We start from the raw sequence: 16,195 nt of genomic DNA, 5'->3' as shown, positions 1-16,195 counted from the left end.
CCGATCCACATCGCTCCAAGAACGTGTTCCAACAGCCGAATCGGCGCACAATCGGCGCCGTGAATCCACCCGCCCCAGAAGCAGACTCCCCCTGGCTTTCGGCCGAGGCCGCCGCCGCGCTGCTCGCCGTGCGGCGCAGCAGCCTGTACAGCTATGTGAGCCGTGGCCTGCTGCGCGCGCAGAAGATGCCCGGCGAGCGCGGCAGCCGCTACCTGCAAAGCGACGTGATGCGCCTGGCCCGCCAGCGCCAGGCGGTGCGCAACCCGGCCCGGCTGGCGCAAGCCACGCTCGACTGGGGGCAGCCCGTGCTGTCCTCTGCCATCACGCTGGTGGCGGACGGGCACCTTTACTACCGCGGCCGCGATGCCGTGCCCTGGGCTGAACACGCCACGCTGGAGCAGACGGCGCAGTGGCTATGGCAGAACCATGACAATGGAGCGCGCCAGCCCCCGGCTGGCGACAGCAAACCGCCCGCCCCAGCCACCGCATTGCCAGCCCCTGCAGCGGTGCTGGCCGCCTGGCACGCCGCAACGCCAGCGGTTGCCGAGCAGCCTGCCGCGCTGCTGCAGGCCATGGGCGCCGCGCTGCTGGGCTCTTCACCCTCATCGCTGCCCGCGCACCTGTGCCTGCAACGGCAGTGGCAGGTGGGCACCGATGCCGCAGACACGCTGCGCCGCGCCCTGGTGCTGTGCGCCGACCATGAGCTGAATGCTTCGAGCTTTGCCGCGCGCGTGGTGGCGTCCACCGGCGCCAGCCTGCACGCCAGCGTGGGCGCGGGGCTGGCGGCGCTGTCGGGACCGCTGCATGGCGGCATGACGCAGCTCATCGACCGGCACTGGGACGAATGGCATGCGCACGAGGCCATCGCGCCTTCGCTGGCGGCGCTGCTGCAGGACACGCGGCTCGGCAGCAAGCCCCACTACTGCGCGGGCTTCGGCCATCCGCTGTACCCGCAGGGCGATCCCCGCAGCCAGACGCTGCTGCAGCGCCTGCCGCCAGACCGTCGCCGCCAACGCCTGATCGACCATGTCTACGAGCACACGGGCTTGCACCCCAGCCTCGACTACGCCCTGGTGGCTGTGCAGCGCGCCTGGCAGTTGCCCGCGGGCGCAGCCTTCGTGCTATTTGCGCTGGGCCGCACCGCGGGCTGGATCGCCCATGCGCTGGAGCAGCGCGCCTCAGGCCAGTTGATTCGCCCGCGCGCGGTCTACACCGGCGCCGAGCCGCCCACGCCCGCACCGCAGCCCACGGGCCGCGTGGTGCGCTTCCGCTAAGGTTGGCACCAGGCGTCGCGCTGCATCAGGAGTAGGAACTGAACACTTCCGCCGATCCGTTCTTGCGCACCAGCAGCACCTGGTAGGGATCGCGCCGCCCGCCATAGGCCGCGCCGTCCATGCCCGGCGAGCCGACCGGCATCGCGGGCACGGCCAGTCCCAGGGCCTTGGGCCGCTCCTTGAGCAGGCGCTTGATATCGGCCGCCGGCACATGCCCCTCGATCACATAGCCCTGCACCAGGCCCGTATGGCAGGAGCCATATTTCGCCGGCAGGCCCAAGCGGCTGCGCGCCGCGTTGTTGCCCTCGTCCATCACCCGGGCGCTGAAGCCATGGCCCTCCAGATGGGTGATCCAGTCCTGGCAGCAGCCGCAGTTCGGGTCCTTCCAGACCTCGATCGGTGTGCGCGGCGCAGCCACGGCGGCCAGCGCCTGGGAACCGAGCACTGCCGCACCCAGCAGCAGCACGCGCCGCCGCGGATTCATCGAACTGCCGAACATGGACATGGGGAAACCTCCTGGTGGAATGTGGATGGAAAGGGCCACCGGCCGTGGCGGCCGGCATGCGCCAAAGCGCTGCAGTTTCCACCTTGACACGGTGGGAATGTCAAGCCTCTCCCCCTGCGCTCCACTGCCGCCATCTCACGCGGCCGTCTGGCGGGCGGCCTCGTCGATCAGCGCAGCCACCTCCGCGGCCCGCGACGCCAGCGAGGCGTGGCTGGCATCCAGCGTGATGACCTTGCGCGCATTCAGCCGGGCGGACATGCGCTGCTGGTTCTCGGGCGCGATCATGCGGTCTTCGCTCGAGATCTGGTACCACGACGGCTGGTGCTTCCAGGCGGGCGAGCCGATCGTGTCGCCAAAGGTGCCGGCAAGCGGCGCCTTCTGCGCCACGGCCATGGCCAGCGCCTCGTCGGCGCCCAGGTCCTGGCAGAAGCTCTCGTGGAACTTGTCGGCCTTGATCCACAGGTAGCCGTCGCTGTCCGGCGCCAGGTTCGGCGCGGCGGCGGGCAGGTGCTGTTGCGTGATCCCGCCGGGGCTCTCGCCACTGTCGGGGGCAAAGGCGGCGATGTAGACCAGGCCGGCCACATTGCCGGCGTTGCCCGCCTCGGTGATGACGGCACCGCCGTATGAATGCCCGACGAGCAGCACCGGGCCCGGAATCTGCGCCAGCATCTTCCGCGTGCGCTCGACATCATCTGCCAGCGAAGTCAGCGGCAGCTCGACGGCATGCAGCGCCGTATGGCCTTTGCGGGCCAGCTCGACGATGACCTTGCTCCAGTGCGCGGCGCCGCCCCAGAAACCATGGACGAGCACGATGGCCGGTTGGGTACTCATGAATCTGCTCCTGTGTGGGATAGCCCATCTCCGGCTGGCTGAAGGCTTGGCTGCATCCATCCGGTGCCAGGCAGTGCCATCCGCTCTGGACGAATCCACACCGCTGGATAAGATTATTGGACGAGGAAGATGACAAATCTACGATCCAAACGCCAAAGATGATGCCCAAACGCCAGGCCGAACCTGCAGCCGCCCCGCCGCCTGCGATCGATGTGTTTTCCGAGATCTATGCCCGGGCGCAGGTGCGCGGGCGCGTGAGCCAGGCAAGAAGCGTGGGCCGACTGCAGCCCCTGCACTTTGATGAGGGCGGGGCCTGCATCCATATCGTCCAGCGCGGCGCGTGCCGGCTGCTTCTTGGGGGACGGCAAGACGGGCTACGGCTGCTCGCGGGTGATGTCGTGACCGTGATGCAGGCCCGGCCGCACCGGCTGGAATGGCTGGAGCAAGGCGGCCATGACGACGACGCGCAGGTCATCACCGCGGTGCTGCAGCTCGGCGGGCTGCACGGAGAGGCGCTCGTGGGCGGGCTCCCCGAGCTCCTGCACGTCCCCGGCAACGGCCATGGCGATAGCGATGGTGCGCCCGGGCCGGCCGGTGCCTGGATACCGACCACCATCGCCGCGATGGAGCTCGAATTCCAGTCCCCGGCCGTGGGCAGCGGCATCATGCTGTCGAAGACGGCCGAGCTGCTCTTCGTCTGGACCATCCGGCACTACATCGCCAGCGGGCACGATCTGCAAGGCGGCTGGGCGGCGGCGCTGCGCGATCCCGCCATCAACCGCGTGCTGTCGCGGCTGCATGCCGCGCCGGGGCATGGCTGGGATGTGGAGGAACTTGCTCGCCTGGCCGGCCAGTCACGCTCGAACTTCTCGCAGCGTTTCATCCACGTCGTCGGCGAAACACCGATGCGCTACCTGACGCGCTGGAGGATGCAGCTGGCGGCCGACCTGCTCGCCTCGTCGAACCTGCAGATCGTGCAGGTGGCCGAGCAGGCCGGCTATTCCTCGCAGGCGGCATTCGGTCGTGCGTTCCAGCGCCACTACGGGGTGAGCCCCAGCGCCTACCGCATGCAACGGCCGTGATGCCTGCATCCGCTCACGGCGTTCCATCGCCCACTCGCCACCAGCGCGGCAGCAGGGCCTGCACCTCGCCGCGCCGGTAGCGGTCGTCGATCAGGACCACCACGCCCCGGTCCTGCTCGCTGCGGATCACGCGGCCCGCGGCCTGCACCACCTTGCGCAGGCCCGGGTAGAGGTAGGTGTAGTCGTAGCCCCGATGGGCGCCAAAGTGGCGCTCCATGGCGAGCTTCATCTGCTCGTTGACAGGGTTGAGCTGCGGCAAACCCAGCGTGGCCACGAAGGCGCCGATCAGACGCTGGCCCGGCAGGTCCACGCCTTCGGAGAACGCACCGCCCAGCACGGCCAGGCCTATGCCGTGCCCCTGCTCGGTAAAGCGCGCCAGGAAGGCGGCGCGGCCCTCCTCGTCCATGGCCGGCGTCTGCAGCCACAGCGGCAGCTGCGGATGCGCCTGCTGCAGCGATGCGGCCGCGCGCTGCAGGTAGTCGAAGCTGCTGAAGAAGCACAGGTAGTTGCCGGGCTGATGCGTGTACTGCTCGGCCACTAGATCGGCGATCGGCCGCAGCGAGCGCTCGCGGTCGCGCCAGCGCGTGGAGATGTGGCCAGCGACCCGCACCGCCAGCTGCTCGGCCTGGAACGGCGAGTCGGCCTCGACCCAGCCTGTGTCCGCCGGCAGGCCCAGCATGTCGCGGTAGAAATGCGGCGGGCTCAGCGTGCCCGAGAACAGCACCGTGGCATGCGCCGCTGCGTGGCGGTCCGCCAGGTGCGGCGCCGGCACCACGTTGCGGATGCACAGCTTCGAAAGCATGGCGCCGCGCCGCCCCGGCACGAGGCTCGCATCGAACAGCGCATGGCTGCCGAACTGCTCGGCCAGCGCCAGGAAGTGCAGTGCTTCCCAATAGATGGCCAGCACAGGGTCGCCGGGCAGCATGGGCCGGTCGGCCTGGGCATCGGCGATCGCGCCCACGGCGCGTTGCACGGCACCGAGCAGCGTGGCGGGTACCGCCTCGTACGCCTGGTAATCCGCCGCCTGCTCCTTGTTGAAGGCACTCCAGCTGCGCTGCAGCCGATCCAGCGCCTTGCGCACGGCACCCACCGCTGCCTGGCGCGCATCGGCAAGCGCGAACTGCGACAGCTCGGCCGTGTACATGCGCCGCGCACGCTCGGGCAGGTTGTGAGCCTCGTCCACCAGCACGCCCACCTTCCACTGCTGCGCCCGGGTCAGCGCGTGGAGCATGGCAGCGCTGTCGTAGAAGTAGTGGTAGTCGGCCACGACCACGTCGCTCCAGCGCGCCAGCTCCTGCGCCAGATAGTAGGGGCAGACCTGGTGCGCGATGGCCACGGTGCGCAGCGCCGGTGCATCCCAGGGCTGGGCTTGTTCGAGCGCCGCAGCGCGCGCCGCCGGCAGCCGGTCGTAAAAGCCATTGGCCAAGGGGCAGGACTCGCCATGGCAAGCCTTGTCGGGGTGCTCGCAGGCCTTGTCGCGCGCCTGCACGTCGAGCACCCGCAGGCGCCAGGGCCCGGCCTGCTGCGCAAGCTGCTGGTTCACAGCCGCCAGCGCCTGCAATGCCAGTCCATGGCCGGTGCCCTTGGCGGTCAAAAAGAACAGCTTGTCCAAGCCATGGCTTGGCGCGGCCTTGAGCATGGGAAAGATCGTGCCCAGCGTCTTGCCGATGCCCGTCGGCGCCTCGGCCATCAGGCACTGGCCGCCCTGCTCCGACCGTGCACAGCGGTAGACGGCAACAGCCAGCTCACGCTGGCCCGCGCGAAAGCGCGGCATCGGGAACTGCAGCGCCGCGAGCGCCGTATCGCGCGCCGCACGATGGGCGACCTCGCTGCGCGCCCAGGCCAGAAAACGCTGGCACTGCTGCTCGAAGAATGCGCGCAGCGACTCGGCCTCGTGCGTTTCGACCAGCACCGTCTCTTCATTGGTGCCCACATTGAAATACACCAGCGCCACACGCAGCTGTGCCAGCCCGCGCGCCTGGCACAGCAGGTGGCCGTAGACGCGCGCCTGGGCCCAGTGCAGCGCACGGTGGTGGGGGCGCACACCGTCGAGCTGGCCGCGGTAGGTCTTGATCTCTTCAAGCTGCCCGGCCTGCGGGTCGAAGCCATCGGCACGGCCGCGCACCTGCAGGTCTTCGTAGGCGCCGGCCAGGCCGATCTCGGTTTCGTAGCCCTCGCCGCGGCGCGACTGCACCAGGCGGTGCCCGGCCATGCCTTCGAGCGCGCTGGGCGCGAGCGTGAAGCGCAGGTCCAGGTCACCCGCGCGTGCCGTGAACTCGCACAGCGCACGCACGGCCACGGTGTAGCTCACGCCACGGCCCCGGCCGGCTGCGGACGCCATTGCACATGGCAGACCCGCACCGGAATGCCATGCTCGGCGCAGTATTGGAGCCAGCGGATCTGGTTGTCCTGCAGCTTGTCGCCGGGCGCCTTGACCTCGACCAGCTCGTAGCGGCGCTCGGCGGGCCAGAAACGCACCAGGTCGGGAAAGCCCGTGCGGTTGGCCTTCACGTCGCGCAGCAGCCGCGCGAAGAGCAACCTCAGGTGCGCAGCCGGAATGCAGTCGAGCGCCAGCGCCAGCAACGGCTCGCTCAGCACGCCCCAGAAGACAAACGGCGACTGCAGGCCCTGCTTGTCGGCAAAGCGCTGGCGGATCACCTCGCGCCAGCTGCCATCGTCGAGCGGCGCGAGGCTGGCCGCGAACAGTGCCGCGCGGCGCTGCACGAAATCGGGCGCGCCCAGGTCGGCCGGGCCGCTCTGGAAAGGATGGAAGAACGCGCCTGGCAGCGGCGCAAAGATCGCTGGCCAGCACAGCAGGCCGAACAGCGAGTTGACGAGCGCATTCTCGACGTAGAACACCGGCGCGGCCTCGCAGTGCCAGTGGTCGCGCAGCACGTATTCGACCGAAGCCTCGCCAACCGGCAGCTCCAGCTCCATATCGCTGCGCATCTGCGCCACGGCCGGTGCGAGGCTGCCCCTGCGAGCGGCCGCGCCCTGCCCCAGGCCGCGCCGCAGCCGCGGCAGCATGCGCGCCACGCGCTGGGCCTCTTCGTCGCTTTCAGGATCGGCCTGTGCCGCCAGCGCGAGCGCCATGGCCTCGGCATAGCGCTCCATGCGCTCATGCACACGGATGCGCCGGTGGCGTGCGCCCGGGTAGCGGCATTGCGCATAGGCCTGCTCGGCCAGGGCCCAATCCTGAGCGCGCTCGCAGGCCTGGCCTATGCGCAGCAGCAGCTTGGCGCGGCGCTGCTCGAGCCAGGGATTGGCGCTCGCGCAGTTGGCCGCCCGCAGCAGCAGCTCATCGGTCGCCAAACCCTCATCCAGCGCCTGGCGGCAAGCCTGCAACGCGAGATAGCCATTAACATCGGCGCGCGACTGGAAGGCGCGCGACGCGGCATCGAAGGCCACGGTTTCATAGCGGAACACGCCCAGATCGGCGAGGACGAACTCCGACCAGCTTTGGTACAGGTTGCCAAAGAACATCAGCCGCAGGCGCTCGCAGAGATCGCCGACCATCACACGCCAAGCCGCCTCATGCGCTTGCGGGTGCCATTGGCGGTAGCTTTGCGTCTGGTCGTGCGTGGCCAGCAGCGCCTGGAGCATCTCTGCCTTGCGCATGCCGGCATGGACTGCAGTACCCGCAAACAACTGCAGCAGTTCGGGTTTGGTGTGCAGCGCGAATAGTTCGTCCAGCCCCATCGGCTGGCCGGCGTCGAGCCAGCCCAGCTTGAGCAGCGGCGCAGCCGCGCCCTCGATGTCCGGGATTTCCTCGTACACCAGCTTACCCGCGCGAAACCAGGGCCCGCGCCGCATCAACAAGCGCACCAGCAACGCCTGCGAGGGCTGGGGCAATTGCGCGAAGCGGCGCAGGAACCCCAGCTCGGCTCCATCCAGCAGATCGCCATAGCGCTCGCCGATCCAGTCCAGCGCGCGCTGGAAATTGTGCAGGTAGTAGAAGCGATACGGCGGGAGCATGGGCGGCAGCACTCTATCAGACCAGCTGCACCTCGAAATACGCCTCCTCCACCTCGCCCAGGTCGCGAAAGCCCGCTTGCCGCGCCGCGTTGGTGGCCTTCCCCCACTGCTTGACCAGCGCCAGCTCGCTGGGCGATACCGATTCAGGCGGAAAGTCCTCAAGGCTTTGCAAGGTGTCCAGCGCCGCGGCCACCTGCTCGGGCGAGCCGAACTGCCGCGTGAGCTCTCGCGTATAGCGGGTTTCAGCCGCCAGGCGGTTCTTGGCCGGCAGGTCTTCGGGATAGTCGCGCAGTGCAACGGTGAACAGGGTATCGATGACTTCCATGGATTCCTCCGCAAATAGATACTGTTCAAATATACAGTATTTATGCAGGAAATGCACCATGCCGAGCGCCGCCGTGGCGACCGGCATCTTGCCGGAATCCCGCTAGACTGGCACGGCTCCACTCGACCATCCAGCCAAGGCAAGCCCCATGCACTCCCTTCCCTCCCGGCGCACCGCGCTGTCACACGCCATCCTGGCCGCGGCCATGCTGCTGCCCGCCATGCTGGCGCAAGCACAGTCTTCCCCGACCATCAGGCTGGTGGTGCCCTTTGCTGCCGGCGGCGCGCAGGATGTGATTGGCCGCTACCTGGCCGACAAACTCACCCAGCGCCTGGGCAGCCCCGTGATCGTGGAGAACAAGGCCGGCGCCGGCGGGATCATCGCCGCCGAGGCCGTGGCCAAGGCCGCGCCGGACGGCAATACCTTGCTGCTGGCCACCGGCGGCGCCATCTCCATCGCCCCGCACCTGCAGGCCAAGATGCCCTATGACGCGCACCGCGACTTCCTGCCCGTGGCCATGGTGGCCGATACGCCGATGACGCTCGCCACCAGCACCGCCAGCCCCTACAAGAGCGTGGCCGATGTGGTTCGCGAGGCCAAGGCCCGCCCCGGCGCACTGGCTTATGCCTCCACCGGCAACGGCACGGTCTCGCACCTCACCGGCGAACTGTTCGCCCAAACCACCAGCATCCAGCTCCTGCACACCCCTTACCGGGGTGCCGCACCCGCCCTCAACGACCTGCTGGGCGGGCAAGTGCCGCTGATCGTCACCAGCACTGCCTCCATCGATCCACAGGTGAAGGCCGGCAAGGCGCGCGTGCTGGCCACCTTCACTGCTCAGCGCGTGTCCACGTTCAAGGACGTGCCCACGATGGCAGAAGCTGGCGTCAAGGGCCTGGAGGTGCCCGTGTGGGTGGGCGTAATGGCGCCGGCCCGGACGCCGACGGAAAAAATCGAGAAGCTCTCGGCCGAACTGGTCGCCGTCTGCCAGTTGCCCGAGACCCACGAACGCTTCAAAGGCCTGGGAGCAGATGCCGCCTGTGCCGGCGCCCAGGCTTTTGGCAAGGTGGTGAGCGAAGATGACCGGCGCTGGGGCCAGGTCATCAAAGCCGGCAATATCACGGCGAACTGAGCCATGAGGGTTTCGATTCTCGGCACCGGCGGCATCGGCCTGGCCTGCGCCGCCTGGCTGGCCCATGGCGGACATGAGGTCACCGTCTGGTCGCCCGGCGGCCAAGGGGCGCAGGCGCTGCGCGAGGCGCCGCTGGCGAGCACCGGCATACTGGAAGCCCAGGTGCGGGTGCAGGTGGCCGAGTCGGCACAGGCGGCGGCCCAGGCTGGCGAAGTCCTGTTGCTGGCGGTGCCACTCAACGGACATAAGGCAGTGATGGACGCCCTGTTGCCGCATCTGCGCGATGGGCAGACGGTGATCGTAAGCTCAATGGGTTCGCTGTCGTCGCTCTATCTGTACGAGGCGGCGCAGCGCGCGGGGCGCGACATCACGGTGGCGGCCTTGGGCACCACCGTGCTGACGGCGCGACGCGCCGGCCCCGCCGAAGTGCGGATCATGATGCGGCGCGCGGCGCTCGGGGTATCGGTCCTGCCACAGACGCGCCAAAACCAGGCGCTAGCGCTGTGCAGAGCGCTATTCGGCGAAGTCTTCAGCACACATGAGAACATGCTGGCCACGACGCTGACCAACACCAACCCGGTGGCGCATGTGCCGCTGGCGCTGTTCAACTGGACACGCATCGAGCGCGCCGAACCCTGGCCGCAGTACCACTACATGACACCGCAGGTGTCCGCGGTGATCAAGCGGCTGGACGCCGAGCGGCTGGCGCTGGCCCGGGCATTCGGGCTGGCGGTGCGCTCGATCGAGCAGCATTTCGCGCAGTCGTTCGGCACGACGGCCCCCTCGTTGGCACAGATTGCAGCGGAATTGCATGCCAAGCGCGGCGGCCCGCCAGGCCCTACCGACACGCACACGCGCTACCTCAGCGAGGACGTGCCATTCGGGCTGGCATTCTGCGCAGCCCTGGGGCCGCTGGCCGGCGTGGACATGCCGGCTACGCAAACGCTGGTAGCCACTGCCTCGCTGATCGCAGGGCTCGACTTCAAGGCCCTCAACGACCTGATCGCGCCCCTGGATATCGAGCAATGCGCATCGGCGCAGAACTTGCTCACCCGCGTGCGGGGATAGGCGAAAGCCGGCGCCCTCAGGATCGCTCAACGCAGCTCGCTCGGATTCGCTTCGCCAAGGAGCGGCCGGTCGATATCGATCTGCGCCGCAACAGCCTACTCAGCTGGTAAAAACCCTTAGACCTGAAATGATTGCCATCCACTATCGATTTTCAAATTCATATAGAATACATTTCACGATAGTCAAAACCAACTAGGCAATCAGTTTCCGCCGAGCTGGAGGCCCACCCTCCCTCTCTATCGAAATTCCTCCAGCGGCCCCACGGGCATCGGCATTTTCTTCAAGGCTCGCAGCCTCGCTCGCGGGCCTTTTCTTTTTTCCAGCACTGCGCACCGCCCTCCCGCGCGGGCATTTTTATCCAGGAGATTCCGATGTTTTCGTTCGCATTGGCCCGGCTTGTCACCGTCGTGGCGCAGAAGGTGAATCCATGAAGCCCTTCGTTCTCCTCGGGGCTACCTGCATGGCCGTACTGGCTTTTTGCCTGGCCGCTGTGGCCACCATTGCGATGACCATGCCACCGCCGGATCTGTATCTCTGAGCGGATTTTGGAGAGGTATGCCAAGACCAAAGAAAAACCCCTGAGATCGTGGAATCTCAGGGGTCTTCTGTTTGGCGGAAACGGAGTCCGCCATAGTCAAGTTCAATGATGTTCTTTTAAATTCAGTATATCATTGATTTTAAATAGTAATTCACCTTGCATTTGTTCGGAATGGTTCACCCAAGATCACCCACTTCCGATGCTTTATGTGGGCATAATGTGGGACAGAAAAACATGGCGGAGACTTCCCTATGCCCAAGATCGCGAAGCAGCTTTCAGACCGTGCGGTGGCCGCCCTTAAGGCGGAAGGACGGTATGCCGTAGGCGGGGTCGCCGGCCTGCATCTTCGCATCTCCGCTGGCCACCGCGGCTGGGTCCTTCGGGTCCTGGTCGGCGACAAGCGCAAGGACATCGGCCTGGGGCCCTATCCCACCATCAGCCTGGCAGAAGCCCGTGACCGGGCCTGGAAGCTTCACGAAAGCATCCGCGAAGGCCATGATCCGGTAGCCCCGCGCAAGCAGCAGCGCCAGGTCCTGCTGGCCCAAGCCGCCACCGACAAGACCTTCCGCTGGTGCACCGAGGAATTCCTCAAGGCCAAGTCCTCCGAATGGAAGAATGCCAAGCACCGCCAGCAGTGGGAGAACACCCTCGAGACCTACGCCATGCCCCACCTCGGGCACCTGACGGTCTCCCTCATCGACCTTCCCCATGTCCTGGCCTGCCTGGAACCCATCTGGAGCAGCAAGAACGAAACCGCCAGCCGCCTGAGGGGCCGCATTGAATCCGTCCTGGACTGGGCCACCGTGCGCAAGTACCGCAAGGGCGAGAACCCGGCCCGCTGGAAAGGCCACCTCGACAAGGTACTGGCAGCCCCTGCCAAGATCCAGAAGGTCGAACACCACCCCGCCATACCGATCGACGGCATGCCCGCATTCATGCAGGACCTGCACACCCGTGCAGGCATTGCAGCACGCACCCTGGAATTCCTGATCCTCACCGCCACCCGCTCCGGAGAAGTCCGCGGCGCCCTCTGGTCAGAAGTGGACTTAGGCAAAGCCATCTGGACCATACCCGCCGAACGCATGAAGGCTGGCGCAGAGCACCGGGTGCCCCTGTCAGAGCAAGCCCTCAAACTACTCAAGAACGCACCACAGATCGCCGGCAGCGATCTGATCTTCCCGGGCACCAAAGGACAGCCCCTGTCCGACATGACCATGACGGCCGTGATGCGCCGCATGAAAGTCACCGCTGTTCCCCACGGCTTTCGCTCCACCTTCCGGGACTGGGCAGGAGAGAAGACCAACTTCCCCCGGGAACTGGCCGAGCAAGCCCTGGCGCACACCCTGGAAAGCAAGGTGGAGGCCGCTTACCGGCGCGGGGATGCGCTGGAGAAACGCCGGGAGATGATGCAGGAATGGGCGAGGTTTATCGAGCCCTCCCATTGATCAGCACTGCCCGATCAGATGAACGGCGTCTCCGTACAAAGCTTTTTCATGCGCAGGCTTTCCGGGCAACCACGAACAACGCTCGAGGCAATGGACACCGATAAAGCTGAATAGGCTGTCCTGCTTGGCCGCCTTCAAACAAAAATCACCTAACCCAGCCTTGATGGTTAATCCCCCATACTAAGGGTTCCACTGGGGTTGGCGGTGTTAGCGGCACTGAGGTTTTGTAATACTTGGGAGACAACAGCTTCCTTTGTATCATTTTCTGCAGAATGGCCTTGTTCTCAGCAGCAAATATAACCTCTAGAAATACTGACCTCTTTAGCCCACTGTCCTTGCGCAATTTCTCCATCAGGGCGTAGGCGTCGGGATCGATAGAGAAATTACACTGCTTTTTGGGATTGCTCTTCCTTGACTCCCCCAGATTGTATCTTGCTCTAATCTCTCTGAAAATTAACTCCTTCTTCTCAACTTGGATACTCTCATCAAGAAAAAATAGCTCTGCATTTACCAAGAACTGATTTAAATATAACGCATACCCTCTTTTTTCAAAAATATATCTTGCAACCTCAATTTTCTTCGAATCAGAAGCAAACCATTTTGCCCGATCCAGCATTTTCCCCATTTTATCAAGCTTGCGACTTAAATCACCTAGCTTTCTAATCAAAGCATCAGATGCAGCAGCATTTATATCCAGCAAATAGGCAACCGTTATATCGATGGACTGCCCTCTTGAGAATGACGGCAACAACAAATCATCCTTACACACTCCATGCTCATACATTTTGTTGAGTACTAAATCTCTACTGTAATCATTCAAAAATGCAAAATGAATTGGATCTATTTTTGGAGATTGGGCCAATATTTTTAACTGCTGATCGACAGGGTGAAGGTTATTTTTACAGAAGAATCGAACAATTTCATTTTTCAGAAAATTACTATTTGCAATTGATATATCAATACTCAACTCAAGGTGAAAGGCTATTGATTGCAAAGTCCTCTTTTCGAGCAAAATATATCCGAATATTTCTCGCAATTTCAAATCAAGTTTAAAATCATTATTTTGCATATTATTTCAAGATATAAATTTGACGTATTAAAGGTGATTTTTTTGTTCATCTTAGCGCCTGTTGTGCAATCTGGCAACAACCTAGTCTAGGTATACAAGGCATGAGGCAAAGCGTGATCTCAAGACCAAGCCCTGCTTCAGTAATCGACTTGAGCCTCATTCGAAGTATCTTGGCAAGGGAATTTTGGTGATCAAGAGACCCTGATGTGCACCTCCTTGGACAGGTGCCACGGGCCACCTTGCTGCATCAAAACTCAAGCTCCGCACTGCTGCAACGATTACCGAGCAGTTCGAAGACCAAAAGCTCCGGGCCCATGAGCTTCATTGCCTGTATATGCCACGTCGAGGGCGATGCTGATGATTTTTGGCTGGAGGCTGATGCATCGAACCCATCCCACCTGTTTTTGGCGCGACCTGAGAGCTCCCATCCATTTATGTCCACCGCTTCCCCCGTAGCCTCCTAAAAACGCCTGCTGCACGCCATCCGATGCCACACAAACACCGGAGCTCATCATGCGCGTTCTCAAACTCAAGGAAGTCCTGGGCAAGACCAGTCTCGGAAAGACCACCCTGTACGCCCTGCTTAAGCAGTCACAGTTTCCCAAGCCCATCAGCCTGGGCTTGCGGGCTGTCGGTTGGATAGAAAGCGAAGTCGATGCCTGGATCCAAGAAAAAATCGATGACCGCGATCAGCAAGCTGCTTGATAGTTTTCAAGAGCCAAATAAAAAATAGAAATAGCTTTTCACCAGGGAATCTTCCCCGGCAATTCATAGCGCAACGCCCCCTCCTCCTCCCCTTTTGTGTAGGAATTAGTTCTATTAAAAGAGAGAATAAGAACAGGAAATGCAGCATGAGCCAAGGGCTCAGCTTCCAGCAGTCTATTGCTGATGATCTATCGCATTGATCCCATCAATGCAGAAATGAGAGCCACCTATCTCAGAGCACTTTCTGTCCATGAAAGTGCATTCGTGATCCTCACCTTCAACCGTGTGTCTGAAACCAACCAGGACACACATGAAGCGAAACCCTCTCAACACCAACCAGCAGATCCACCAGGAAGCTCACTTCCAGGGTGCTCCCGTTATTACCCATCACGGGTATCTGATCGGCAACCATTTGCAGCGGATGCATGATTGCCTGGAGCGATCTCTGGATCGCCATAGCCGCATTTGCCTGATGCGCTTTGATTTGTATGTTCCGGACAATGTGTCTATTGCTGCACTAGGCAGCAATGCCATCGTCTCGAAGTTCTTTGCCGCCCTGCGTGCCAAGATCACGCAGGCACAGAACCAAGGCAGATCTGCTGGACACCGCGTTCATGAAGCGGATGTTCGCTATATGTGGTGCCGGGAGATCGGCAGCCATGGCCGTGTGCACTACCACGTGGCTCTGCTGGTGAACCATGCGGCCTACGCCTTCATTGGGCAGTTCAATCTGGATGGTGGCAACATGTATGCCCGGATCCATGAAGCATGGGCCTGTGCTCTCAATATGTACGCCTATGACATCGCGGGCTACGTCCATATCCCCACGAGGCCTACCTACCGGATCGTGCGAGGGGACGAAGCGTCGTTCAACGCCGCCTTCTATCGGGTCAGCTATTTCTCCAAGCTGAACACCAAGGAGTTCCAGCAGGGATTCCACACGTTCGGGTGCAGCCGTTCCTAGCTGAGGGCCATGCATTCAGGGGCGACCAGCGCAGCGAGGCTTCAGCAAGCGCTGGACGGAGCCATTAGAGGCTGGTCACCGAGTGCTCCTATCCCAACCGAATCGCGGCAGTCCCTCGAGCACCGGTGCATCGGCATCCAGGATCAGGATACGCACGTCGGCCTGGCCGGCCAACTTGAGGATGTGCACCAGGTCATCCGGCATCCCCTTGTTCCGATATTCCTGCCGCAGCTGCTCGGCAGTGATGCCTTGGGCTTGCACGAGATTCGCATCGGACCAGGGCGTGGAGAGCAGCTTGATGCCGATCGCCGGGCTATAGGGAATGCGGAAGGCGACGAACAGCAAGGCTTGCGGCGTATCCAGATCTGCCCGCTCGGCCAGGTAGTTCCATGCCTGGTCGGAGATGTGTTCCGTGCTGATTTCCCAACACCGGCTGTAGTGGCCGGTCTCAAAGCGCAGGCGATCAATCACCGCCCGGGCAGCCTTCTCGGAGGAGGTGTCACCGACATGGGTAGGCTGGCCGTCGAAGTCTTCACCCTCGATGGCATACACCACCGAGCGCACGATGCCGTCATCCTGGCATTGATTCTCCAGCTCTGGTGGCACGTCCTGACCTTCCGCGATCAGCGCGAAGTCCGCACTGACCAGGCAGGGGAATTGCGCCACCTGGTCATCTGGCAGGTGCGCCTGGCTGGGATGGAGCGGTCGCCATACGGGCGGGCAGTCGTCCTCGCAGGTAATGAGCAGCGTGCGCACGATGCGCAGATTCCGGTAGCCGCGGATAAAGGGGTTGGCCGGCTCAGTCACGGGAACACCGGTGGCCTCGTCGTCGTTGTTGTTCATGGTGGATCCTTTCGAGAGGTTTGCGGTGCCAGTCCCTGGGACGAGCCATCCGCAAGAGGAATGAACGGAAGGCGCTGGGCTACTCACCAAAGTCAGTGGTATCGCCCAAGGCCCTGAGCACATCGATCAGGCCGCAATTGGCCAGGACATACAGGTGGTTGTAGTCATCGCCCGTGGGCGCCTGCTCGGCAGCGTTGATCTGGGCATCCAGCTCAAGAATGCTCCGCCGTACCGATCGAGCGATCGCCAACGGTGAATCTGCGGCTTCGTTGTCGGCAGTTTCGCTGGGCGCGGGGAGAACGCCCTGGCAATCGGGGCATGGGATAGACATGGGAATTCCTGACGTAAAAAAAGCGCCCCAGGCATAGAACCTGGGGCGCGGGGATGGTTGCGATGAAGGAAACGTCGATACGAGCTCAGGGCTCTGGTGGGTGGCAAC

At 63.5% G+C, this 16,195-nt stretch carries 15 protein-coding genes; 7 read left to right on the top strand and 8 right to left on the bottom strand.

Annotated elements, in window-relative coordinates; all coding sequences use genetic code 11:
• Positions 1-59: 59 nt before the first annotated feature.
• A complete protein-coding gene (locus ACYVKR_RS03385; RefSeq protein WP_460479359.1) occupies positions 60-1,274 on the top strand; it encodes a citrate synthase in 1,215 nt (404 codons plus the stop codon).
• 25 nt (positions 1,275-1,299) lie between these two features.
• Here ACYVKR_RS03385 and ACYVKR_RS03380 read toward each other — a convergent pair whose 3' ends face one another.
• The gene (locus ACYVKR_RS03380) at positions 1,300-1,779 is read right to left on the bottom strand and encodes a DUF411 domain-containing protein (RefSeq protein ID WP_460479358.1); all 480 of its coding nucleotides are present in this window, start codon (positions 1,777-1,779) and stop codon (positions 1,300-1,302) included.
• Positions 1,780-1,914: 135 nt separating this feature from the next.
• Positions 1,915-2,610, bottom strand: a complete 696-nt coding sequence (locus tag ACYVKR_RS03375; protein WP_460479356.1) for an alpha/beta hydrolase — start codon at positions 2,608-2,610, stop codon at positions 1,915-1,917.
• Between the two features lie 116 nt (positions 2,611-2,726).
• On the opposite strand from ACYVKR_RS03375, the gene ACYVKR_RS03370 reads away from it, so the two are divergent.
• Positions 2,727-3,692 (top strand): helix-turn-helix transcriptional regulator, encoded by a 966-nt coding sequence (locus ACYVKR_RS03370; protein WP_460479354.1) that lies wholly within the window; start codon positions 2,727-2,729, stop codon positions 3,690-3,692.
• A gap of 13 nt (positions 3,693-3,705) precedes the next feature.
• Here ACYVKR_RS03370 and ACYVKR_RS03365 read toward each other — a convergent pair whose 3' ends face one another.
• Genes ACYVKR_RS03365 through ACYVKR_RS03355 form a run of 3 tightly spaced genes read right to left on the bottom strand, consistent with a single transcriptional unit; the run spans position 3,706 to position 7,992 of the window.
• Positions 3,706-6,033: an ATP-dependent DNA helicase gene (locus ACYVKR_RS03365; protein ID WP_460479353.1), complete on the bottom strand. Its 2,328-nt coding sequence runs from the start codon at positions 6,031-6,033 to the stop codon at positions 3,706-3,708.
• Positions 6,000-7,667 carry a PDDEXK family nuclease gene (locus ACYVKR_RS03360; protein ID WP_460479352.1) on the bottom strand — a complete coding sequence of 556 codons (1,668 nt, stop codon included), beginning with the start codon at positions 7,665-7,667 and terminating at the stop codon, positions 6,000-6,002. The genes ACYVKR_RS03365 and ACYVKR_RS03360 overlap by 34 nt, the downstream gene beginning before the upstream one ends.
• Before the next feature lie 16 nt (positions 7,668-7,683).
• Entirely contained in the window at positions 7,684-7,992 is a 309-nt protein-coding gene (locus ACYVKR_RS03355; RefSeq protein ID WP_460479350.1) for a hypothetical protein, read from the bottom strand.
• 148 nt (positions 7,993-8,140) lie between these two features.
• On the opposite strand from ACYVKR_RS03355, the gene ACYVKR_RS03350 reads away from it, so the two are divergent.
• The 3 genes from ACYVKR_RS03350 to ACYVKR_RS03340 all read left to right on the top strand — a co-directional run bounded on the left by ACYVKR_RS03350 (position 8,141) and on the right by ACYVKR_RS03340 (position 12,175).
• A complete protein-coding gene (locus tag ACYVKR_RS03350; RefSeq protein ID WP_460479348.1) occupies positions 8,141-9,124 on the top strand; it encodes a Bug family tripartite tricarboxylate transporter substrate binding protein in 984 nt (327 codons plus the stop codon).
• Positions 9,125-9,127: 3 nt separating this feature from the next.
• Positions 9,128-10,192 carry an NAD/NADP octopine/nopaline dehydrogenase family protein gene (locus ACYVKR_RS03345; RefSeq protein ID WP_460479347.1) on the top strand — a complete coding sequence of 355 codons (1,065 nt, stop codon included), beginning with the start codon at positions 9,128-9,130 and terminating at the stop codon, positions 10,190-10,192.
• A 789-nt stretch (positions 10,193-10,981) separates the two neighbouring features.
• The gene (locus tag ACYVKR_RS03340) at positions 10,982-12,175 is read left to right on the top strand and encodes a tyrosine-type recombinase/integrase (RefSeq protein ID WP_460479345.1); all 1,194 of its coding nucleotides are present in this window, start codon (positions 10,982-10,984) and stop codon (positions 12,173-12,175) included.
• A gap of 145 nt (positions 12,176-12,320) precedes the next feature.
• Here ACYVKR_RS03340 and ACYVKR_RS03335 read toward each other — a convergent pair whose 3' ends face one another.
• Positions 12,321-13,244 (bottom strand): hypothetical protein, encoded by a 924-nt coding sequence (locus ACYVKR_RS03335; protein WP_460479343.1) that lies wholly within the window; start codon positions 13,242-13,244, stop codon positions 12,321-12,323.
• Between the two features lie 513 nt (positions 13,245-13,757).
• Between ACYVKR_RS03335 and ACYVKR_RS03330 the strand changes: the two genes are divergently transcribed.
• Both ACYVKR_RS03330 and ACYVKR_RS03325 read left to right on the top strand, forming a co-directional pair.
• Positions 13,758-13,949, top strand: coding sequence for a helix-turn-helix transcriptional regulator (locus ACYVKR_RS03330; RefSeq protein ID WP_460479342.1), 192 nt, complete (start codon positions 13,758-13,760; stop codon positions 13,947-13,949).
• 310 nt (positions 13,950-14,259) lie between these two features.
• Positions 14,260-14,913: an inovirus Gp2 family protein gene (locus tag ACYVKR_RS03325; RefSeq protein WP_460479341.1), complete on the top strand. Its 654-nt coding sequence runs from the start codon at positions 14,260-14,262 to the stop codon at positions 14,911-14,913.
• Positions 14,914-14,988: 75 nt separating this feature from the next.
• Here the strand turns inward: ACYVKR_RS03325 and ACYVKR_RS03320 are convergent, their stop codons facing one another.
• Together ACYVKR_RS03320 and ACYVKR_RS03315 are read right to left on the bottom strand one after the other, a co-directional pair.
• Positions 14,989-15,720 (bottom strand): DUF5983 family protein, encoded by a 732-nt coding sequence (locus tag ACYVKR_RS03320; RefSeq protein WP_460479564.1) that lies wholly within the window; start codon positions 15,718-15,720, stop codon positions 14,989-14,991.
• A gap of 115 nt (positions 15,721-15,835) precedes the next feature.
• Positions 15,836-16,087, bottom strand: coding sequence for a hypothetical protein (locus ACYVKR_RS03315; RefSeq protein WP_460479340.1), 252 nt, complete (start codon positions 16,085-16,087; stop codon positions 15,836-15,838).
• Positions 16,088-16,195: the final 108 nt, after the last annotated feature.

Source organism: Comamonas humi (assembly GCF_054782535.1).
This window is presented reverse-complemented; position numbering and strand designations above follow the sequence as displayed.

Excerpts from the sequence above, each read along its gene's own strand:
- ACYVKR_RS03380 (WP_460479358.1), bottom strand. The coding sequence starts at position 1,779 with ATGTCCATGTTCGGCAGTTCGATGAATCCGCGGCGGCGCGTGCTGCTG.
- ACYVKR_RS03375 (WP_460479356.1), bottom strand. The coding sequence starts at position 2,610 with ATGAGTACCCAACCGGCCATCGTGCTCGTCCATGGTTTCTGGGGCGGC.
- ACYVKR_RS03365 (WP_460479353.1), bottom strand. The coding sequence starts at position 6,033 with ATGGCGTCCGCAGCCGGCCGGGGCCGTGGCGTGAGCTACACCGTGGCC.
- ACYVKR_RS03360 (WP_460479352.1), bottom strand. The coding sequence starts at position 7,667 with ATGCTCCCGCCGTATCGCTTCTACTACCTGCACAATTTCCAGCGCGCG.
- ACYVKR_RS03355 (WP_460479350.1), bottom strand. The coding sequence starts at position 7,992 with ATGGAAGTCATCGATACCCTGTTCACCGTTGCACTGCGCGACTATCCC.
- ACYVKR_RS03350 (WP_460479348.1), top strand. The coding sequence starts at position 8,141 with ATGCACTCCCTTCCCTCCCGGCGCACCGCGCTGTCACACGCCATCCTG.
- ACYVKR_RS03345 (WP_460479347.1), top strand. The coding sequence starts at position 9,128 with ATGAGGGTTTCGATTCTCGGCACCGGCGGCATCGGCCTGGCCTGCGCC.
- ACYVKR_RS03340 (WP_460479345.1), top strand. The coding sequence starts at position 10,982 with ATGCCCAAGATCGCGAAGCAGCTTTCAGACCGTGCGGTGGCCGCCCTT.
- ACYVKR_RS03335 (WP_460479343.1), bottom strand. The coding sequence starts at position 13,244 with ATGCAAAATAATGATTTTAAACTTGATTTGAAATTGCGAGAAATATTC.
- ACYVKR_RS03330 (WP_460479342.1), top strand. The coding sequence starts at position 13,758 with ATGCGCGTTCTCAAACTCAAGGAAGTCCTGGGCAAGACCAGTCTCGGA.
- ACYVKR_RS03325 (WP_460479341.1), top strand. The coding sequence starts at position 14,260 with ATGAAGCGAAACCCTCTCAACACCAACCAGCAGATCCACCAGGAAGCT.
- ACYVKR_RS03315 (WP_460479340.1), bottom strand. The coding sequence starts at position 16,087 with ATGTCTATCCCATGCCCCGATTGCCAGGGCGTTCTCCCCGCGCCCAGC.